Origin of the sequence: Microbacterium sp. Yaish 1, assembly GCF_002245215.1 — a bacterium.
Classification (GTDB): domain Bacteria; phylum Actinomycetota; class Actinomycetes; order Actinomycetales; family Microbacteriaceae; genus Microbacterium.
Genome location: NZ_NPMR01000001.1, coordinates 369019 through 389631, shown reverse-complemented (window position 1 = coordinate 389631; position 20613 = coordinate 369019). Strand labels below are relative to the sequence as shown.

The 20613-nt window shown below is 70.0% G+C and carries 21 protein-coding genes; 18 read left to right on the top strand and 3 right to left on the bottom strand.

Annotated elements, in window-relative coordinates; genetic code table 11:
* Positions 1 to 1077 (top strand): peptide chain release factor 1, encoded by a 1077-nt coding sequence (gene prfA, locus CI089_RS01955; RefSeq protein ID WP_023955219.1) that lies wholly within the window; start codon positions 1 to 3, stop codon positions 1075 to 1077.
* A 94-nt stretch (positions 1078 to 1171) separates the two neighbouring features.
* Here the strand turns inward: prfA and epsC are convergent, their stop codons facing one another.
* Together epsC and cysK are read right to left on the bottom strand one after the other, a co-directional pair.
* Entirely contained in the window at positions 1172 to 1744 is a 573-nt protein-coding gene (gene epsC / locus CI089_RS01950; protein ID WP_094260022.1) for a serine O-acetyltransferase EpsC, read from the bottom strand.
* Complete coding sequence (gene cysK, locus CI089_RS01945) at positions 1744 to 2697, bottom strand: cysteine synthase A (RefSeq protein ID WP_094260021.1); 954 nt, start codon at positions 2695 to 2697, stop codon at positions 1744 to 1746. Before cysK ends, epsC begins: the two co-directional genes overlap by 1 nt.
* Before the next feature lie 126 nt (positions 2698 to 2823).
* On the opposite strand from cysK, the gene prmC reads away from it, so the two are divergent.
* The 17 genes from prmC to CI089_RS01860 all read left to right on the top strand — a co-directional run bounded on the left by prmC (position 2824) and on the right by CI089_RS01860 (position 19512).
* Entirely contained in the window at positions 2824 to 3705 is an 882-nt protein-coding gene (gene prmC, locus CI089_RS01940; protein WP_094260020.1) for a peptide chain release factor N(5)-glutamine methyltransferase, read from the top strand.
* Between the two features lie 34 nt (positions 3706 to 3739).
* Complete coding sequence (locus CI089_RS01935; RefSeq protein ID WP_094260019.1) at positions 3740 to 4498, top strand: L-threonylcarbamoyladenylate synthase; 759 nt, start codon at positions 3740 to 3742, stop codon at positions 4496 to 4498.
* On the top strand, positions 4495 to 5652 hold the full coding sequence (locus CI089_RS01930; protein ID WP_094260018.1) for an MraY family glycosyltransferase: 1158 nt from the start codon (positions 4495 to 4497) through the stop codon (positions 5650 to 5652). The genes CI089_RS01935 and CI089_RS01930 overlap by 4 nt, the downstream gene beginning before the upstream one ends.
* A complete protein-coding gene (locus CI089_RS01925) occupies positions 5649 to 6134 on the top strand; it encodes a hypothetical protein (protein ID WP_256977370.1) in 486 nt (161 codons plus the stop codon). The genes CI089_RS01930 and CI089_RS01925 overlap by 4 nt, the downstream gene beginning before the upstream one ends.
* A 141-nt stretch (positions 6135 to 6275) precedes the next feature.
* Entirely contained in the window at positions 6276 to 7082 is an 807-nt protein-coding gene (gene atpB / locus CI089_RS01920) for a F0F1 ATP synthase subunit A (protein WP_256977369.1), read from the top strand.
* Between the two features lie 43 nt (positions 7083 to 7125).
* Positions 7126 to 7365 (top strand): ATP synthase F0 subunit C, encoded by a 240-nt coding sequence (atpE, locus tag CI089_RS01915; RefSeq protein ID WP_023955203.1) that lies wholly within the window; start codon positions 7126 to 7128, stop codon positions 7363 to 7365.
* A 31-nt stretch (positions 7366 to 7396) separates the two neighbouring features.
* Entirely contained in the window at positions 7397 to 7951 is a 555-nt protein-coding gene (locus CI089_RS01910; RefSeq protein WP_094260017.1) for a F0F1 ATP synthase subunit B, read from the top strand.
* Positions 7951 to 8739 (top strand): F0F1 ATP synthase subunit delta, encoded by a 789-nt coding sequence (locus CI089_RS01905; RefSeq protein WP_023955200.1) that lies wholly within the window; start codon positions 7951 to 7953, stop codon positions 8737 to 8739. The genes CI089_RS01910 and CI089_RS01905 overlap by 1 nt, the downstream gene beginning before the upstream one ends.
* A 73-nt stretch (positions 8740 to 8812) precedes the next feature.
* Positions 8813 to 10453, top strand: coding sequence for a F0F1 ATP synthase subunit alpha (gene atpA / locus CI089_RS01900; protein WP_023955198.1), 1641 nt, complete (start codon positions 8813 to 8815; stop codon positions 10451 to 10453).
* Between the two features lie 21 nt (positions 10454 to 10474).
* A complete protein-coding gene (locus CI089_RS01895) occupies positions 10475 to 11377 on the top strand; it encodes a F0F1 ATP synthase subunit gamma (RefSeq protein WP_023955196.1) in 903 nt (300 codons plus the stop codon).
* Positions 11378 to 11398: 21 nt separating this feature from the next.
* Complete coding sequence (gene atpD / locus CI089_RS01890) at positions 11399 to 12844, top strand: F0F1 ATP synthase subunit beta (protein WP_094260016.1); 1446 nt, start codon at positions 11399 to 11401, stop codon at positions 12842 to 12844.
* A 1-nt stretch (position 12845) separates the two neighbouring features.
* Positions 12846 to 13103, top strand: coding sequence for a F0F1 ATP synthase subunit epsilon (locus tag CI089_RS01885; RefSeq protein WP_023955192.1), 258 nt, complete (start codon positions 12846 to 12848; stop codon positions 13101 to 13103).
* A gap of 69 nt (positions 13104 to 13172) precedes the next feature.
* Entirely contained in the window at positions 13173 to 13925 is a 753-nt protein-coding gene (locus CI089_RS01880; RefSeq protein ID WP_094260015.1) for a YaaA family protein, read from the top strand.
* A 111-nt stretch (positions 13926 to 14036) separates the two neighbouring features.
* On the top strand, positions 14037 to 14768 hold the full coding sequence (locus CI089_RS01875) for a hypothetical protein (RefSeq protein WP_094260014.1): 732 nt from the start codon (positions 14037 to 14039) through the stop codon (positions 14766 to 14768).
* An 84-nt stretch (positions 14769 to 14852) separates the two neighbouring features.
* Complete coding sequence (locus CI089_RS01870; protein WP_094260013.1) at positions 14853 to 15836, top strand: aldo/keto reductase; 984 nt, start codon at positions 14853 to 14855, stop codon at positions 15834 to 15836.
* 72 nt (positions 15837 to 15908) lie between these two features.
* Positions 15909 to 16709 (top strand): PP2C family protein-serine/threonine phosphatase, encoded by an 801-nt coding sequence (locus tag CI089_RS01865; protein WP_094260012.1) that lies wholly within the window; start codon positions 15909 to 15911, stop codon positions 16707 to 16709.
* Positions 16710 to 16776: 67 nt separating this feature from the next.
* Complete coding sequence (locus tag CI089_RS01860) at positions 16777 to 19512, top strand: FtsK/SpoIIIE domain-containing protein (protein ID WP_094260011.1); 2736 nt, start codon at positions 16777 to 16779, stop codon at positions 19510 to 19512.
* Here the strand turns inward: CI089_RS01860 and ald are convergent.
* Entirely contained in the window at positions 19478 to 20593 is a 1116-nt protein-coding gene (gene ald / locus CI089_RS01855) for an alanine dehydrogenase (protein WP_094260010.1), read from the bottom strand. The two genes, CI089_RS01860 and ald, sit on opposite strands and share 35 nt — an antisense overlap.
* Between the last annotated feature and the right edge of the window lie 20 nt (positions 20594 to 20613).

Below are 20613 nucleotides of genomic sequence, written 5' to 3'. Positions count from 1 at the left end.
GTGTTCGAGTCGGTCCGAGGGCTGCTCGACGAGCACCGCGCGGTTCAGGAGGAGCTCTCCGATCCCGCGGTGCACGCCGATGCCGCGCGCGCCAAGCGCGTGAACCGGCGCTACGCCGAGCTGTCGCGGATCGTCGCGGCCCACGATGCGTGGGTCGCGGCATCCGACGACCTCGCGGCGGCTCGTGAGCTCGCTCGTGAGGACGACGCGTTCGCCGCGGAGGTGCCGGCCCTCGAGGAGGGGCTGCGCGAGGCGCAGGAGCGGCTCCGCCGCCTGCTCATCCCGCGCGATCCCGACGACGCCCGCGACGTCATCATGGAGATCAAGCAGGGCGAGGGGGGAGCGGAATCCGCTCTGTTCGCCGCCGACCTGCTGCGGATGTACATGCAGTACGCCGCCTCGCGCGGATGGAAGACCGAGCTGCTCGAACGCAACGAGTCCGACCTCGGCGGGTACAAGGACGTCCAGGTCGCCATCAAGGGCTCGTCCTCCGACCCGTCGCAGGGGGTGTGGGCGCACCTGAAGTACGAGGGCGGGGTGCACCGCGTGCAGCGTGTGCCGGCCACCGAGTCGCAGGGGCGCATCCACACCTCGACGACGGGCGTGCTCGTCTTTCCCGAGGTCGACGAGCCCGAGGAGATCACGATCGACCCGAACGACCTGAAGATCGACGTCTTCCGTTCGTCGGGCCCGGGCGGGCAGTCGGTCAACACGACCGACTCCGCCGTGCGGATCACGCACGTGCCGACGGGCATCGTCGTCTCGATGCAGAACGAGAAGAGTCAGCTGCAGAACCGCGAGGCCGGCATGCGCGTGCTCCGCGCCCGGCTGCTGGCGAAGCAGCAGGAGGAGCGGGATGCCGCGGCATCCGACGCCCGCCGCTCGCAGATCCGGGGGATGGACCGGTCGGAGCGCATCCGGACGTACAACTTCCCCGAGAACCGCATCGCCGACCACCGGACGGGATACAAGGCCTACAACCTCGATCAGGTGATGGACGGCGCCCTCGGACCCGTCATCGACAGCTGCATCGCCGCCGACGAAGAGGCCCGGCTGGCTGCTCTCGCCGACGACTGACCTCCCGCTCCCGCGTCGACTCGCCAGGATCTGCGGATCCGGCGGCCCCCGCACCCGCCGTTTCTGGCGAGTCGACGGGAGCCGGCGACAGGGGTCAGATGTGGTACTCGGGGGCCGTCAGGACCGCGCGGGTGTCCTCGCCCTCGCGGCGGGCACGGGGCCGGGCGGGCACGCCGACGAGCACCGAGTCGGCGGGGGCGTCCTTCGTGACGACCGCGTTGGCGCCGACGACGCTTCGGGCGCCGATCGTGATCGGACCGAGGATCTTCGCGCCGGCGCCGACGGCGACGCCGTCTTCGAGGGTGGGATGCCGCTTGCCGGCGTGACGGGTGCGGCCGCCCAGAGTCACCCCGTGGTACAGCATGACGTCGTCACCGACGACGGCGGTCTCGCCGATCACGACGCCCATGCCGTGGTCGATGAAGAATCGCCTGCCGATCCGCGCTCCGGGGTGGATCTCGATGCCCGTGAGCCACCGCGTCAGCTGCGACCCGGCGCGCGCGAGGAAGCGCGCGCGCCGGAGCCACAGCCGGTGCATGATGCGGTACGACCAGACCGCGTGCAGCCCCGGGTACAGCACCGCGATCTCGAGGCCGCTGCGAGCCGCGGGATCGCGCAGCTTCGCGGCGGCCAGGTCTTCGCGGATGCGTGCTCGGAGCGATCCCATCAGTCTTCGCGCAGGTCCTCGAACAGCGGGGTCGAGAGGTAGCGCTCACCGAACGACGGGATGATCACGACGATGTTCTTGCCCTCGGCCTCGGGGCGCGCCGCGACCTGGAGCGCGGCCCAGACGGCCGCACCCGACGAGATGCCGACGAGGATGCCTTCCTTCTGCGCCACCTCGCGCGCGACGCGGATCGCGTCGTCGAAGGTGACGTCCTGCACCTCGTCGATGACGCCCTGGTCGAGGATCGGCGGGATGAAGTTCGGCCCGATGCCCTGGATCTTGTGGGGGCCGGGCTTCCCCTCGGTCAGCAGCGGGGAGTCCTTCGGCTCGACGGCGACCACCTTCACATCGGCGATGCGCTCCTTCAGCACCTGGCCGACGCCGGTGATCGTGCCGCCCGTGCCGATGCCCGCGACGAAGTAGCCGACCTGACCGTCGGTGTCGCGGAGGATCTCCTCGGCCGTCGTGCGGCGGTGGATGTCGGGGTTGGCCTCGTTGGCGAACTGCTTCGCGAGGACTGCGCCGGGCGTCTCGGCGGCGATCTTCTCCGCCTCCGACACGGCGCCCTTCATGCCCAGCGACGGGTCGGTGAGCACGAGCTCGGCGCCGTAGGCCTTGAGCAGCAGGCGGCGCTCCATCGACATCGACGAGGGCATCGTGAGGATGACGCGGTAGCCACGGGCCGCGCCGACCATCGCCAGCGCGATGCCGGTGTTGCCGCTCGTACCCTCGACGATCGTCCCGCCGGGCTGGAGAGCGCCGGCCTTCTCGGCGGCGTCGACGATGGCGATGCCGAGGCGGTCCTTGACCGATGACGCGGGGTTGTAGAACTCGAGCTTGGCGAGCACCGTGCCCGGCAGGCCTTCGCTGACGCGGTTCAACCGCACGAGAGGCGTGTTGCCGTACGCGGTGGTGATGTCGGGGTGGATGCCGTGGGTGACCGGGTCGGACATGTCTGCCTTTCGGGTTTTCGAGCGGATGCCGCGTCGCGGCGGGATCGTCGCCCCAGCCTATTGTCGCCCCTCGCCGAGGGAGCCGAATGTGACGAATCCGCACTCGTGATTAGGCTTGTCGGCGCCATGAGCACCGCGCCCCCACCCGCATCGACCCTGACCGAGGTCCTGCGTGCCGCGACCGCCGAGCTCGAGGCCGCCTTCGTTCCGACCCCGCAGGTCGACGCCGAGCTCCTCGCCGCGCACGTCCTCGGCATCGGACGGGGCGAGCTGTCGGCCGCGGTTTTCCGCGGTGACTCGATCGGCGCGGAGGAGGCCGCGCGACTGGCCGACCTCGTGGCGCGCCGCGCGGCGCGCGAGCCCCTGCAGCATCTGACCGGCGTCGCGCCGTTCCGCCATCTCGAGCTCCGCGTCGGCCCGGGTGTCTTCGTGCCGCGTCCCGAGACGGAGTCGGTCGCGCAGATCGCGATCGACCTGCTGCGTGCCGCCGCCGGTCCCGAGCCCGTCGCCGTCGACCTCGGCACCGGGTCGGGTGCGATCGCCCTGGCGCTGGCGACGGAGGTCCCCCACGCCCGGGTCCACGCAGCCGAGAACTCCGTCGACGCCTTCATCTGGACGAAGGAGAACTTCGCCCTCGTCGGGGCTCCGAACGCCCGCCTCGCCTTCATCGATCTGGAGCACGCGTTCCCGGAGCTCGACGGCACCGTCTCGGTGCTCGTGTCGAACCCGCCGTACGTGCCCGACGACGCGATCCCGCGCGATCCCGAAGTGCGGCTGTGGGACCCGCCGGCAGCGCTCTACGGCGGCGCCGACGGCCTGGACGTCGTGCGGACCCTGTCGCGAGTCGGGCTCCGGCTGGTGCATCCCGGGGGGAGCATCGTCATCGAGCACGGCGAGCTGCAGGGGGCCGCGATCCGCGGCATCCTGGCTTCCGACGGGTGGTCGGCGACGGCCACGCATCCCGACCTCACGATGCGCGACCGCACCACGACGGCCGTCCGCTCCTGAGAGCGGTCGGGGTCCGCCGTACACTGGAGCGGTCATGTCTCCCGTTTTCGACTGCCGCGACGAGACCCAGGTCCTCCCCGGCATGCGCCAGGCGCGCCAGGCCATCGGTCGCGGCGATCTCATCGTCCTGCCCACCGACACCGTCTACGGTGTCGCCGCCGACGCCTTCAGCGCCTCGGCTGTCGCCAAGCTGCTCGCCGCGAAGGGACGGGGTCGCCAGTCGCCGCCCCCCGTGCTCGTCGCCGGCATCGCGACGATGCGCGCGCTCGTGGCCGAGGTGCCCGAACCGGTCGAACGGCTCGTCGAAGCGTTCTGGCCCGGCGGCCTGACGATCGTCCTGCCGGCCCAGCCGTCGCTGTCGTGGGATCTGGGGGAGACCCGAGGAACCGTGGCCGTGCGGATGCCCGCCGACCGCTTCGCCCTCGAGCTTCTCGAGGAATGCGGGCCTCTGGCGGTCTCGAGCGCGAACCGCACGAAGATGAACGCCGCCGTCACGATCGATGACGCGGTGCGGATGCTGGGCGACAGCGTCTCGGTCTACCTCGACGGGGGCCCGGCCGCGACCGGCATCGCCTCGACGATCATCGACGCGACGACGCTGGTGGGCTCCGACCCCGCTCCCGTGCGCGTGCTGCGCGAGGGAGCGGTCAGCCGTGAGGCGCTGCGCTACGTGCTCGGAGACCTGCTCGAGCCCGACCCGGAGCCCGAGCACGCCGAGGCGGCGAACCGCACGCCGATGGAGCCCGGCTCCGGAAGCGGTACCGGCGAGGCCGCCGGCGGCAGCGTCGCGTGAGGCTCTACCTGGCCACCTTCGTGGTCACGGCCCTCGTCACCTTCGGGCTGACGTGGCTCGTCCTCAAGGTGAGCCTGCGGTACAAGCTCTACCCCGAGATCCGCGACCGCGACGTCCATAAGACGCCGACGCCGCGGCTCGGCGGCGTCGGGATGTTCCTCGGTGCCACGGCGGTCATCCTGACCTCGTCGCAGATCCCGTTCTTCGCGATCTTCTGGGCCAAGCCCGAACCGATCTGGGCCATCCTCGCCGCAACCGCCCTCATCGTCGTCATCGGCGTCGCCGACGACCTGTGGGACCTCGACTGGCTCATCAAGCTCGGTGCGCAGTTCGCCGCGGCGGCCATCGTCGTCGGTTTCGGGGGAGTGCAGATGTACACGATCCCGCTCGGCGGACAGACGGTCGTGTCGAGCGCCGCGAGCTTCACCATCACGGTGTTCTCGATCGTCGTCGTGATGAATGCCGTCAACTTCATCGACGGCCTCGACGGCCTCGTGGCGGGCGTCGCGCTGATCGCGAACGGCGTCTTCTTCACCTACACCTACCTGCTCGGGCGCGATTTCGGCGCGAGCAGCTACGCGAACCTGGCGTCGTTCCTCGCGGTCGTGCTCCTCGGGGTCTGCGCCGGCTTCCTGCCCCTCAACTGGAACCCCGCGAAGCTGTTCATGGGCGACTCCGGAGCGCTCATGATCGGACTGCTCATGAGCTGCTCGGCCATCCTCGTCACCGGCACTCTCGTCCCGGCCACGGGCGACAACGACGTCTTCGGCCGCTCGCAGCTGCTGGGTGCGTTCATCCCCATCCTGCTGCCGGTCGTCGTCGTGCTCCTGCCGCTGCTCGACTTCGGGATGGCGGTCATCCGCCGCATGTCGCGGGGAAAGTCGCCGTTCTCACCCGACCGCAAGCACCTGCATCACCGCATGCTCGACATGGGACACAGCGACCGCGACGCCGTGCTGATCTTCTACGCGTGGACGACGGTCGTCAGCCTCTCCGTGCTGCTGATGTACATCGGCACCACCGCCGCCTGGCCGGGGGATTACCTCTTCGGCCTCGGCTTCCTCGTCCTCGGTGTCGCCGCGTGCCTCGTGGTGACCTTCATCCCCGCGCGCCCTCAGCGCCCGACCGCCCCCGTGAAAGAGCCCTCCTCGTGACTGCGAACATCCCCGATCCCGCCGCTCGCCGCCGCATCTCCAGCACGCCCATCCTGCGCGCAGCGCTCACCTGGGGGCTGATCGTCGGCGTCGTCGTCGCGGCGGCGCTCGCGCTCGTCGGCGGACTCGTCGCGGGCGCGGAGGGCGCGTGGAGCGGCGTGCTGGGCGCGCTGGTCGGCATCGTCTTCCCGGCGTTCACGGCGCTCAGCATCCTGATCGGGAACCACTGGTACGGGCACCCGCAGTGGCTCCAGATCTTCTTCGCCGTCGTGCTCGGCGGATGGCTGCTGAAGTTCGTCCTCGTGATCGTCGCGCTGCTCCTGCTGTTCCAGGTGGAGTGGCTCGAGCGGGGGATCTTCGCCCTCGCGGTCATCGTGGCGGCGATCGCGTCGCTCGTCGTCGATCTGGTCGTGCTGAGCCGGATGCGGCTCTCCGGGGCATCGGATGTCGCGCTTCCGACGCGCGACACGATCCAGGATTAGGTCGAGCCGTAACCTTTGGTAGTGTGGGAGTACACTCTGCGGCTGGTGTGCAGTGGCGACACTGAGGCCCCGCTGGAGTTGTTCCCCTTCTAACCCTCACCGAGCTAGTCCTGGCTGGCCCGAGAAGCTGGAGCCAATACGTTGACTCAAGCGACGACGATTGTCGCAGCGGCGGCATCGGACAACGAGTTCCACCCGCCGTCCATCTCCGACTTCTTCCCGCCGGCACTGCTGTTCGAAGGCACGCCCTTCGAATTCACCCGGATCAGCATGGTCCAGGTCATCGCGACCGTGGCGCTGGTGATCTTCCTGGTGCTCGGCACGCGCCGACTCTCGGTGGTGCCGGGCCGGTTCCAGAGCGTGGTCGAATTCGGCTTCGGCTTCGTCCGCGACCAGGTCGTGTACCAGGTCCTGGGCGAGAAGGACGGGCGCCGCTTCCTCCCGCTGCTGACGGCGATGTTCTTCACGATCCTGTTCATGAACCTCACCGGCGTCATCCCCGGCATGAACATCGCGGGAACCTCGGTGGCCGGTGCGCCGCTGGTGTTCGCGCTCGTGGCGTACGTCATGTTCATCTACGCGGGCATCCGCAAGCACGGTGTCGGACACTTCCTGAAGAACTCGCTCGTGCCGAGCGGCGTGCCGGTCTACCTGCTGCCGATCATCGCGCTCGTCGAGCTCATCTCGACCTTCATCGCTCGCCCGGTGTCGCTGTTCCTGCGACTGCTGCTGAACATGATGGTCGGCCACCTCATGCTCGTCCTGTTCTTCGCGGCGACGCAGTTCTTCCTGCTGGGCCTCAACGCCTTCACGCCGCTCGCGGCGGGAACGCTCGCGATGGGCTTCGCCTTCACCCTCTTCGAGATCTTCGTCTCGATCCTCCAGGCCTACGTCTTCACGATCCTCACCGCGGTCTACATCCAGCTCGCGGTCGCGGAAGAGCACTGACGAGCAGCTGACCGGCTGCTCGCCCTACGAAAGGAAAACACCAGTGGACGCAACGACGGTTCTCGCCCAGGTCACCGGCAACATCGCGACCGTGGGTTACGGCCTCGCGGCCATCGGCCCGGCCATCGGCCTCGGCATCATGATCGGCAAGACCATCGAGTCGACCGCCCGTCAGCCCGAGCTCGCCGGCCGCCTGCAGAGCACCATGTTCATCGGTGTCGCGTTCATCGAGATCCTCGCGCTGATCGGCATCGTCACGCCGTTCATCTTCAACGCGCTCTGATCCCGACGCGACCCACAGATAAGGAGACAGGATGCTGAACGCTCTTGTCACGCTTGCGGCGGAGGAGGGATCCAACCAGGTCCCGATCCTCCCGGCGGCCTACGACATCATCTGGTCGGCTGTCTGCTTCCTCGTCATCATCTTCGTGGTGGTGCGCTACGCGATGCCGCGCCTGAACACCGTGCTCGATGCGCGCAGCGCGGCCATCGAGGGCAACATCGCCAAGGCCGATGAAGCCCAGCGCAAGGCCGAGGCGGCACTCGAGGAGTACACCGCTCAGCTGGCCGAGGCCCGCAAGGAGGCCGGCGAGATCCGCGACGCCGCTCGCGAGGACGGTCGCAAGATCGTCGCCGAGGCGAAGCAGAACGCATCGGCCGAAGCCGAGCGCCTCACCACGGCCGCGCACACGCAGATCGAGGCCGAGCGTCAAGCGGCCGTCGTCTCGCTGCGCAGCGAGGTCGGCACGCTGGCCCTCGACCTGGCCGGCGGCGTCATCGGCGAGACCCTGTCCGACGACCAGAAGGCTCAGGCCGTCGTCGACCGCTTCCTCAGCGAGCTCGAGGCCTCCGAGAAGGCGTCGAACTGATGGGCAGCGCGACCACTCAGGCACTCGTCGCGACGACGGCGGCCATCGCCGAGACCCCCGGGCTCACGCTCGACGTGTCCGGTGAGCTGTTCGTCGCCGCGCGGGCTCTGGCGGACTCGCCGCAGCTGAGCGGCGCGCTGACGGACAACGCGGCCTCGCCGCAGGCTCGCGACAAGGTCGTCGGCGACGTGTTCGGTCCGGCGTTCGCGCCGCAGACCGTGTCGCTGCTGCGCACCGCCGTCGCACAGCGCTGGTCCTCGGTCGACGACTTCGTCGACGCCGTCGAGGAACTGGCGATCCGCGCCGCGGCGGTCGCCGACCAGGGCGACCTCGAGAACGAGCTCTTCGGCGTGCTGCACACCGTCTCGGCCAACCCCGAGCTCGAGCTCGCCCTCGGCAGCCGGCTGGGGGAGGCCTCGGCCAAGGGGGCACTCGTCGATCGTCTTCTCGAGGGTCGCGCCGGCGCCGCCACGCGGCTCATCGCGTCGGCCATCGTGCAGCGTCCGCGCGAGCGCCGCGTGCGTCAGCTGCTCGAGCGGGCGATCCGCATCGTCTCGAATCAGCGCGGCCGCGTCGTCGCGAGCGTCCGCACGGCGACCTCGCTCAACGACCAGCAGCGCGCCCGCCTCGCCGAGACCCTCTCGAACCGCTACGGCACGCCCGTCGCGCTCAACCTCGTCGTCGACCCCGCGGTCGTCGGCGGGCTGCGCATCGAGATCGGCGACGACGTGATCGACGCGACCGTCGCCTCCCGCCTCTCCGATCTCCGCCAGCGACTGGCGGGCTGACCCACCTCACCGCCCGCAGGGGCGCACCGGCCGGATGCATCCGGACCCTCAGACTCAGGACCGAAGGAACACCATGGCAGAACTGTCCATCAGCCCGGATGTCATCCGTGACGCGCTGAAAGACTTCGTCGCCGCGTACGAGCCCACCGGGGCCGCCGCGACCGAGGTCGGCACCGTCGTCGACGCGGCCGACGGCATCGCCCACGTCGAGGGTCTGCCCGGCGTCATGGCGAACGAGCTCGTCCGCTTCGACAACGGCGTGGAGGGTCTCGCGCAGAACCTCGACGAGCACGAGATCGGTGTCGTCATCCTCGGCGACTTCGCCGGCATCGAGGCGGGCCAGAAGGTCACCCGCACCGGCGAGGTTCTCTCCGTCGGTGTCGGCGAGGGCTACCTCGGCCGCGTCGTCGACCCGCTCGGCAACCCGATCGACGGTCTCGGCGAGATCGCCACGACCGGGCGCCGCGCCCTCGAGCTCCAGGCTCCCGGCGTCATGCAGCGCAAGTCGGTCCACGAGCCGATGCAGACCGGTATCAAGGCGATCGACGCCATGATCCCCGTCGGCCGCGGTCAGCGCCAGCTGATCATCGGCGACCGCCAGACCGGCAAGACGGCGATCGCGATCGACACGATCATCAACCAGAAGGCCAACTGGGAGTCGGGCGACGTCAACAAGCAGGTTCGCTGCATCTACGTCGCCATCGGTCAGAAGGGCTCGACCATCGCTTCGGTGAAGGGCGCGCTCGAGGACGCCGGCGCCATGGAGTACACGACGATCGTCGCGGCTCCGGCATCCGACCCCGCCGGCTTCAAGTACCTCGCTCCGTACACCGGCTCGGCCATCGGCCAGCACTGGATGTACGAGGGCAAGCACGTCCTGATCATCTTCGACGACCTGTCGAAGCAGGCCGAGGCCTACCGCGCCGTGTCGCTGCTGCTGCGTCGTCCGCCGGGCCGCGAGGCGTACCCCGGTGACGTCTTCTACCTGCACTCGCGTCTGCTCGAGCGTTGCGCGAAGCTCTCGGACGACCTGGGCGCGGGATCGATGACGGGTCTGCCGATCATCGAGACCAAGGCCAACGACGTCTCGGCGTACATCCCGACCAACGTGATCTCGATCACCGACGGCCAGATCTTCCTGCAGTCCGACCTGTTCAACGCCAACCAGCGTCCGGCGGTCGACGTCGGCATCTCGGTGTCGCGCGTCGGCGGTGACGCTCAGGTCAAGTCGATCAAGAAGGTCTCGGGAACGCTGAAGCTCGAGCTCGCTCAGTACCGCTCGCTCGAGGCGTTCGCGATGTTCGCGTCCGACCTCGACGCCGCGTCGCGTCGTCAGCTGGCGCGTGGTGCGCGTCTGACCGAGCTGCTCAAGCAGCCGCAGTACTCGCCGTACCCCGTCGAGGAGCAGGTCGTCTCGATCTGGGCCGGAACCAACGGAAAGCTCGACACGATCGAGGTCGAGGACGTCCTGACCTTCGAGCGCGAGCTGCTCGACTACCTCAAGCGCAACACGTCGATCCTCGACACGCTGCGCGAGACCAACGTTCTCGGCGACGACACCGTCGCCGAGCTCGAGAAGGTCGTCGACGAGTTCGTGCTCGAGTTCCAGGGCGGGAAGGGCCAGGCCATCAACAAGCCGGGCCACGAGGAGACCGCCGCCGCCGAGGCCGATGACGTGAACCAGGAGCAGATCGTCAAGGGCCGCCGCGGCTGACGCGGAGGACGACACACACTTATGGGCGCACAACTCCGGGTCTACAAGCAGAAGATCAGCTCTGCTCAGACGACCAAGAAGATCACGAAGGCGATGGAGCTCATCGCGGCTTCGCGCATTCAGAAGGCGATGGGACGCGTCCGCGCGTCCTCCCCCTTCGCGCGGGCTGTGACGCGTGCCGTCTCCGCGGTGGCGACCCACTCCGACGTCGAGCACCCGCTGACGACCGAGCGCGAGACGATCCGTCGTTCCGCCGTCGTCATCTTCGCCTCCGACCGCGGCCTCGCGGGCGCGTTCAACTCGCAGATCCTCCGCGAGGGTCTCGAGCTGGCCGAGCTGCTGCGGTCGCAGGGCAAGGAAGTGGACTACTACCTCATCGGTCGCAAGGCCGTCGGGTACTTCCAGTTCCGCCGGATGCGCGCTGCGGGGGAGTGGACGGGTGACACCGACACGCCGCACTTCAGCACGGCCGAGCAGGTCGCCGGGGCTCTCCTCGACGCCTACGCTCAGGGCGGCGAAGACGGCGGCGTCGACGAGATCCACCTCGTGTACAACCGTTTCGTCAGCATGATGACGCAGACGCCGGAAGCGGTCCGTCTGCTGCCCCTCGAGGTCGTCGAGGCCGACGCCGCGACGGCGGACCAGGCTCCGGTCTATCCGCTGTACGAGTTCGAGCCCGACCCCGAGACGGTGCTCGACGCGCTGCTGCCGGTCTACGTCCAGAGCCGCGTGTTCAACGCGCTGCTCCAGTCGTCCGCCGCGAAGCACGCCGCGACGCAGAAGGCGATGAAGTCGGCGAGCGACAACGCCGACAAGCTCATCACCGACTACACCCGCCTGCGCAACAACGCTCGCCAGGCCGAGATCACTCAGCAGATCGCCGAGATCGTCGGCGGCGCCGACGCTCTGGCGTCGGGCAAGTAAGACCAACCGAAAGAGACAGACATGACCACCGTCACTGCCGAAGCCACGTCGGTCGTCGGCCGCGTTGCGCGCGTCACCGGCCCCGTCGTCGACATCGAGTTCCCGCACGACTCGATCCCCGACATCTACAACGCGCTCAAGACCACGATCACGATCGACGGCGAGTCGACCGAGATCACCCTCGAGGTCGCTCAGCACCTCGGCGACGACCTCGTCCGCGCCATCTCGCTGAAGCCGACCGACGGCATGGTCCGCGGTCAGGAGGTTCGCGACACCGGCGGGCCGATCACGGTCCCCGTCGGCGACGTCACCAAGGGCAAGGTCTTCAACGTCACGGGCGACGTTCTCAACGCCGCCGAGGGCGAGACGATCGAGGTCACCGAGCGCTGGGGCATCCACCGCCAGGCGCCGAGCTTCGACCAGCTCGAGTCGAAGACCCAGATGTTCGAGACCGGCATCAAGGTCATCGACCTGCTCACCCCCTACGTCCAGGGTGGAAAGATCGGCCTCTTCGGTGGTGCCGGCGTCGGCAAGACCGTCCTCATCCAGGAGATGATCCAGCGCGTCGCGCAGGACCACGGCGGTGTGTCGGTGTTCGCCGGTGTCGGCGAGCGCACGCGTGAGGGCAACGACCTCATCCACGAGATGGAGGAAGCGGGCGTCTTCGACAAGACCGCCCTCGTCTTCGGCCAGATGGACGAGCCGCCGGGGACGCGTCTGCGCGTCGCCCTGTCGGCCCTGACGATGGCGGAGTACTTCCGCGACGTGCAGAAGCAGGACGTGCTGCTCTTCATCGACAACATCTTCCGCTTCACGCAGGCCGGTTCCGAGGTCTCGACGCTGCTGGGCCGTATGCCCTCGGCCGTGGGCTACCAGCCCAACCTCGCCGACGAGATGGGTGTGCTCCAGGAGCGCATCACCTCGACGCGCGGTCACTCGATCACCTCGCTGCAGGCGATCTACGTCCCCGCCGACGACTACACCGACCCCGCCCCGGCGACGACCTTCGCTCACCTCGATGCGACGACCGAGCTCTCGCGCGAGATCGCGTCGAAGGGTCTCTACCCCGCCGTCGACCCGCTGAGCTCGACGAGCCGCATCCTCGACCCGCGCTACATCGGTGAGGACCACTACCGCGTGGCGACCGCCGTGAAGCAGATCCTGCAGAAGAACAAGGAACTGCAGGAGATCATCGCGATCCTCGGTGTCGACGAGCTCTCCGAAGAGGACAAGATCGTCGTGTCGCGTGCGCGTCGCATCCAGCAGTTCCTCTCGCAGAACACCTACATGGCGAAGAAGTTCACCGGTGTCGAGGGCTCCACGGTCCCGATCAAGGAGACCATCGAGTCGTTCGACGCGATCGTCAAGGGCGACTTCGACCACGTTGCCGAGCAGGCCTTCTTCAACGTCGGCGGCATCGGCGACGTCGAAGAGAAGTGGGCGAAGATCCAGAAGGAGAACAGCTGACATGGCTCTGACGGTCACGCTCGTCTCCGCCGAGGCGGAGGTCTGGTCGGGTGAGGCATCCCTCGTCGTGGCCAAGACCGTCGAGGGCGAGATCGGCTTCATGGCGGGTCACGAGCCGGTGCTCGCGATCCTCGCCGAGGGCCAGGTGCGCATCACGCAGCCGGGCGGCGAGAAGATCGTCGCCAACGCGCAGGACGGCTTCCTGTCGATGGAGGGTGACGAGCTCACCATCGTGGCGGGCAACGCCGCGCTGGCCTGACCCATATCGCGTCTACGAGAGACCGCACCCTCCGGGGTGCGGTCTCTCGCGTTGAAGGGAGACATCCGGATGCTGGTGCTGCTGCCCCCGTCCGAGACCAAGCGTGCCGGCGGCGCCGGTACGCCGCTCGACATCGACGCGCTCGCGCTGCCGCAGCTGGCGCCCGAGCGACGCGCCGCTGTCGCCGCCCTCGTCGAGCTTTCGGCGGATCCGGATGCCGCGGCGCGGGTGCTGAAGCTCAGCGCCCGTCAGCGGGGCGAGGTCGCGGTCAACGCCGAGCTGACGACGTCTCCGACGATGCCGGCCGTCGACCGCTACACGGGTGTGCTGTTCGATGCGCTGGGCCCGGCGAGTCTCGATTCCGCGGCGCGGGACTGGCTCGCGGAGCACGTGCTCATCCAGTCGGCGCCGTTCGGTCCTGTCGCCGCACTCGACCCGATCCCCGCGTACCGTCTCGCGGCCGGCACGTCTCTTCCCGGCATCCCGCCGCTCCGGCGCCACTGGGCTGCCGCAGGCTCCGCCGCGCTGGGGCAGACGAACGCGTCCTTCGTCCTCGATCTTCGATCCGAGGCTTACGTCGCGCTCGCTCCGGTGCCGGCGGCGATGTCATCGGCCTTCGTGCGAGTCGTCTCCGCGGGCGCCGACGGGGCGGTACGCGCGCTGAACCACTTCAACAAGCACGCCAAGGGCGAGCTGACCCGCGCGCTCGCGCTTTCGGCCGCGGCGGTGGCGTCGCGAGCCGATCTCGTCGCGTGGGCGGATGCGAACGGATGGGTGCTCCGTGAGGGGGCGGCATCCGCCGAGCTCGAACTCGTCGTCTGATCGTCGGTGGACCGGCCGTCATCGTCCCACGAGACAGCCCGTGTTTCGCTAGCATGAGCGGCGACCGACGGCGCGAGCGCGTCGTCCAGGTCACGACTGAGGAGGTCGTTCATGTCGGGTTACTACGACGATGGCACGGGGGCGGGCGCTCTTCTCGCCCTCATCCTGCTGATCCTTCCCATCATCCTGATCCTCACGCTCGCGGGCTACATCATCAGCTCGTTCTTCTACATGAAGATCTTCGAGAAGGCCGGTGTGCAGGGCAAGTGGCGCGCCTGGGTGCCGGTCTACCGCGAGCTGGTCTTCGCGAAGCTCGGTGACATCTCTCCCTGGGTCATGCTGGGCGCGCTCGTCGCGACGGCCGTGCTGAGCAACATCCCGGCGATCGGGTTCATCTTCAGCTACCTCTCGATCATCGCCCTGGCTCTGGCCAGCGTCCGTGTCGGGCAGAAGCTCGGCAAGGACTGGCCGCTCGTACTGCTGTACATCATCCCCGGCCTCGGATGGCTGATCTGGCTCGGCATCGCAGCGTTCTCGAGCTCGCCGTGGAACCCCAACGTGCAGCCCTCGCCGTGGCGCACCTCCTTCCTGCGCGACACGACCGTCTGGCAGGGCATCCCCGTGCAGCCCGATGGCGGCGCCGCTCCCGCAGCGGGCGCCTACGGTGCGTCCGGCGCCGGATACGCTCCGCCTGCTGCGCCCAGCGCCCCGCAGGCAGGTGCTTACCCGCCGCCCGCCACGCCGCCGGCGCCCCCGGCAGGTGCTTACCCGCCGCCGGCTGCGCAGCCGCCCGTCACGCCGCCGACCACCGAGCCTCCCGCTCCGGACGCCCCGCGGCAGTGAACACCCGAGGAGCCCTCGTCGCACGACGGGGGCTCCTCGTCGTCTCGGGCGCCGGCACCCCGCCTCGGGGTCTACCGTGGAGGGATGGACGACGCAGTGCAGACCCGCCGACTCGGATCCTCCGGCCTTCTCGTCTCGGCCGTCGGGCTGGGATGCAACAACTTCGGGCGGCGCGGCACACCGACGCAGACCCTGGACGGCACGGTCGCGGTGCTCGACGCCGCTCTCGACGCCGGGATCACCTTCTTCGACACCGCTGACATCTACGGCGGGGAGCCCGGTCTGTCCGAGACCCTCATGGGCGAGGCGTTACGGGGACGCCGAGACGGCGTCGTGGTGGCGACGAAGTTCGGCCACAGCGCGGTGGACCTCGGGCTGCCCGGTGCGAAGGGCTCGCGCGCCTACATCCGTCGCGCTGTGGAGGCGTCGCTGGAGCGCCTGCAGACGGACTGGATCGACCTTTACCAGTTGCACACGCCCGACCCCGACACACCCATCGAGGAGACTCTCGACGCACTGTCGGAGCTCGTCCGCGAGGGGAAGGTCCGTTACATCGGTCACTCGAACTTCGCCGGTTGGCAGATCGCCGAAGCCGAGGCCGTCGCCCGCGCTCGCGGCGATGTGCCGTTCGTCTCGGCGCAGAACCACTACAGCCTGCTCGCACGGGCCGCCGAGCGCGAGGTGCTGCCGGCCGTCCGGCACTTCGGGCGCGGCTTCCTGCCGTACTTCCCGCTGCACAACGGCCTGCTCACCGGCAAGTTCACGCGCGAGCACATCCCCGCCGACTCCCGCGTCGCGCGGGAACGTCGGCACCTGTGGGAGAACGCGCCGTGGGACGCCATCGAGGCGTACCGGTCGTTCTGCGACGAGCGGGGCATCACGATGGTGCAGGCGACCTTCGGCTGGCTCCTGGCGCAGCCCGCGCTGAGCAGCGTGATCGCCGGAGCCACCTCTCCCGAGCAGGTGCGCTCCAACGCCGCGGCGGCCTCGGCGTGGCATCCCGGCGCCGAGGAGCTCGCCACGATCGATGCGCTCTTCCCGTTGCCGTCCGACCCGGCTGCGGGCTGACGAAATCCCGCTTCGTGGGTGCGTCCACTAGAGTGTGACACGCCCATCCGTCGACGAAAGAAGAGTGACAGCGTGCCCGACCCCACGACCCAATCCCGGATCGTGGACGTCCCGTCCGGTGCGATCGAACTCCGGTGGGCCGCCGCGACCGACACCGGACGTCGACGCGACAGCAACCAGGATGCCGTTCTCGCGCAGTATCCGCTGTTCATCGTCGCCGACGGCATGGGCGGACACATCGGTGGCGAGATCGCCAGCGCGAGTGCCGTCGACCGTCTCCGCCGCGTCGCCGATCGCGGCGTCGTCACGCCCGAGGACATCGAGGAGGCTCTCGAGCGGGCCGTCGGCGACATCGCCGATCACCCCGAGACGACCGACGACGGAACGGGCACCACCGTCACCGGTGTGTACCTCGACATCGTCGACGGCGAACCGCAGTGGACGACCCTGAACATCGGCGACTCGCGGGTCTACCTGCTGCGCGACCAGGCGATCGCTCAGGTCACGACGGATCATTCGGTCGTCCAGGAGCTCGTCGCCGCGGGGCGGCTCAGCCCCGAGGAGGCGGAGCAGCACCCGTACGGGAATGTCATCACGCGCGCCGTCGGCCCGAGCGACGGCGTCACCCCCGACTACGTCCGCCTGGATGTCGTCGACGGCGACCGCTTCGTCATCTGCAGCGACGGTCTCACCAAGGAGCTCACGGACTACGGCATCCTGCATTTCCTGCTCGAGAACCCCGATCCCGCTGCGGCGGTCTCGGCGATGATGACCGCCGCCCTCGAGAACGGCGGCCGCGACAACGTGACGATCATCGTGCTCGACGCGCACTTCCGCGGCGCCGACGACGCCTCCTCCCCGAACGCGGACTGAGCCCGGCCCTCCACCTTCTGCCGCAGCCGGAGGGTGGCACGGCGGTCGCGTTGCTTGACTCGGGCGCGTGCATCCGACCGTTCCCTTCGACGACCCCATCCGTCTGCCGACGCCGCACCCCGAGACGCGGCGTCCACCTCTCCCGGTGTGGGCGCTCATGGTCCCGGTCGCGGGCGCCGTCGTCCTCTGGCAGCTGACCGGGTCGCCGACGGTGCTCTGGTTCGCGGCGCTCGGTCCCCTCGTCGCGGTCGCGTCGGTGCTCGACGGGGTGCGCGTGGCCCGTCGAGAACGACGCAGGTCCGCGGCCCGCGCCGCCGCCGGCCTGCGGTCGGCTCACGCGGAGCTGGAGGAGCGGCACGCGCACGAGCGCGCCGATCGCTGGCGCGCGACGCCGGACGTCGCCCGCCTCCTGGCCGCCCCCGACGACCTGTGGCGTCCGAGACCCTCCCGCGACCTGGTGGTCGTGGGATCGGGCGACGCACCGTCTCGCACGCGTGTCGAGGGCGACGCCCCGCCGGATTTCCGGCAGGCCGCCGCCACTGTGCGCAACGCGCCGGTCACGGTTCCGCTCACGGCGGGGATCGCGATCGTCGGGCCGGCGGCCCCTGCGGCGTCGATCGCCCGGGCCCTCGTGGTGCAGATCTGCCTCGTGCACGGGCCGGGCGAGGTCTCGCTCGTCGCCGCGGCGGAGGACTGGGCCCGTGAGCTCCCGCACGCGTCGGTGACTGGAGGACTGCGGCTCTGGTGGGGACGAGGGGTGCCGCCCGCCGACGCCGACATCGCGATCGTGTGCGTCGACTCGGTCGCCCCGCCGCCGCAATGCGCTGCCCTCGTGCGCGTGACGGGGGTCGATGAAGCGGTGCTGGGCTATGGCGGTTCCTCCTGGACGGTCCGTCCCGAGTCGGTCGGGCGGGCCCAGGCGACGACGATCGTCGCGCTGCTCCGCGAGCGGGCCGCCACCGTGGGCGGCGAGGATGTGAGGCCGCTGCCGTTCGACGATCTTCCGCACCCGGGCGGCGCGGGGCTCACCGCGGTTCTCGGCGCCGGCCGCGGCGACCCGATGGTCATCGACCTCGTCGACGACGGTCCCCACGCGGTCGTGGTGGGGGCGACCGGCAGCGGGAAGAGCGAGCTGCTCGTGACCTGGATCGCGGCGCTGGCGCGGGCCTTGCCGCCGTCGCGCGTGAATTTCCTGCTCATCGACTTCAAGGGCGGTCGCGCTTTCGACGCGCTCACGTCGTTGCCGCACGTGGCAGGTGTCGTGACGGATCTCGACGACCGGAACGCCGTGCGCGCGATCGAGAGCCTCGCCGCCGAAGTGCGGCGCCGGGAGCGCGTCCTCGCCCAGCTCGGGGCACGTGACATCGCCGAGGCGTCCGGCGCGCTGCCGCGGCTGGTCGTCGTCGTCGACGAATACGCCGCACTCACGGCCGCTCACCCCGCGATGCACGATCTGTTCGCCGACATCGCCGCACGCGGCCGCGCGCTCGGGATGCATCTCGTGCTGGCGACGCAGCGAGCGGCGGGGTTCCGCGAAGCGGTGCTCGCCAATGCCCCGTTGCGGATCGCCCTGCGCGTGGCCGATGGTGCGGAGTCACGCGCCGTGCTCGGGTCGGCGGAGGCTGCGGCGCTGCCGGGCGGACGCGCGGACCGCGGTGCCGCGCTGGTGAGGCGTCCGACGGACGCGCAGCCGCACCTGCTGCGGGTGAGCCTGTGCCCGCCCGAGGCGATCGCGGCCATCGCTCGAGACGCCGCGGGAGGGCCCCCGGCCCGTCGCCCCTGGCTGCCGCCGCTGCCCGATCACGTCCCGCTCGCCGACGTGCGGCGGGAGGGCACCCTGGTGTTGGGCCTGGCCGACGAGCCGGCCGAGCAGCGTCGGCACGTCGTGGTCCTCGACGGACGTGCGCCGGGAGCAGCGGTGCTCGGACGCGCGGGGTCGGGGCGCACGACGCTTCTGCGGACCATCGCCGCACAGGTGCCGGCCGACCGGCTGTGCTGGGTGCCCGATGACCTCGAAGCGGCGTGGGACGTCGTCACCGCGCTCGACGACGTCCCGGAGGGATGGGTGATCGTCGTCGACGATCTCGACCGCCTGCTCGCGGCGTTGCCCGACGATTACAGCGTTGCCGCGGCGGCGATGCTGGAGCGCGTCGCGCGCGGCGCTCGAGCGCGCCGCATCCAGTTCGTCTGCGCGGCGCAGCGGATCGCGGGAGCCGTCGGGAGGATCGTCGACCTTCTGCCCGACCGTGCGGTGCTCGCAGCGGTCTCGCGGTCGGAGCACGTCGCGTTCGGCGGTGACCCGTCGCACCACGACCCTTCGGCACCGGCCGGTCGGGGGAGATGGGGCCGGTCGCTCGTCCAGTTCGCCGATCCCGGCGACGTTCCTCCGCCCCGCGGCGAGGGAGCGCTCCCCGATGCGTTCGAGCCGCGCTGGGCCACAGCGTTCGTCGCCCCGCCCACGGGGGCCACGCAGGCCGTGCTGGATCACTGGCGCGGTCGAGGCCTCGAGGTCACGTCTGTGGAACAGACGACGTCCCTGCAGCCGGGGAGGGTCGTGTGGGGCACCCCGGAGGCATGGATCGGCCGCTGGCGCGGAGCGGCGGCGGGTGCGCAGACACGATGTCAGCTCGTGGTCGACGCCGCGTGCGCGACCGAACTGCGGCTCGTGACGGGCAGCCGGCTGCTGCCGCCCTACGCCGTTCCGGGCCGCGGGCGCGCGTGGGTCATCGACACGCGGACGGATCGCGTCCGCCGGGTCGTGCTGCCTCTCAGCCCAGCGCTTCGCTCAGCGAACCCGCCGTGATGTCGTGCGCCGCCGCCACGCCTTCGTTCACGACCTCGCCCGCGGCGGTGTTGAGCCCGGCCGCGAGCGCCGGGTCGGAACGCAGCGCCTGGCGCCAGCCGTGGCGGGCGATCTGCCGCACATAGGGGAGCGTTGCGTTCGTCAGAGCCGAGGTCGACGTGTTCGGCACGGCGCCGGGCATGTTCGCGACGCAGTAGAACACCGTGTCGTGCACGCGGAAAGTGGGATCGGCGTGGGTCGTCGGCCGAGTGTCCTCGAAGCAGCCACCCTGGTCGACGGCGATGTCGACGAGCACGGAGCCCGGCCGCATGCGGGCGACGGTCTCGTTGCGAACGAGCTTGGGGGCTTTGGCGCCGGGGATCAGCACCGATCCGATCACGAGATCGGAAGCCACGACCGCGCGTTCGAGATCGAGCGGGTTGGAGGCGGCGGTCTTGACCCGCCCCTGGAAGTGGTCGTCGAGGAAGCGCAGGCGCTGGATGTTGGTGTCGAAGATCGTGACGTCCGCCCCGAGGCCGGCCGCGATGTAGGCGGCGTTCGCGCCGGCCACTCCGCCTCCGATGACCGTGACCGCGGCGGGCCGGGTTCCGGGGACACCGGACATCAGCAGGCCGAGACCGCCGGCCGAGCGCAGCAGCGTTGAGGCGCCCACCATCGGGGCGAGGCGACCGGCGACCTCGCTCATCGGCGCGAGGAGCGGCAGACCCCCGCCGGGGAGCTGCACGGTCTCGTAGGCGATCGCGGTCATGCCGCTCTCCACGAGGCGTTCGGTGAGCGGCCGATCGGCCGCGAGATGCAGGTAGGTGAACAGGACCAGGTCGTCGCGGAAGCGGTGGTACTCGCTCGCGATCGGCTCCTTGACCTTCAGCAGCAGCTCGGCGCGCGCCCAGACCTCGTCGGCGTCGTCGAGCAGCACAGCTCCGGCGTCGGCGTACTCCGAGTCGGGAAGGGACGAGCCCGCGCCGGCGCCGCGCTGGACGAACACGTCATGGCCGTTGACGACGAGGTCGTGCACACCCGACGGCGTGAGCGCGACGCGGTACTCGTTGTTCTTGACCTCGCTGGGAACGCTGATGCGCATGGCAGTCCTTTCTGCGCTCC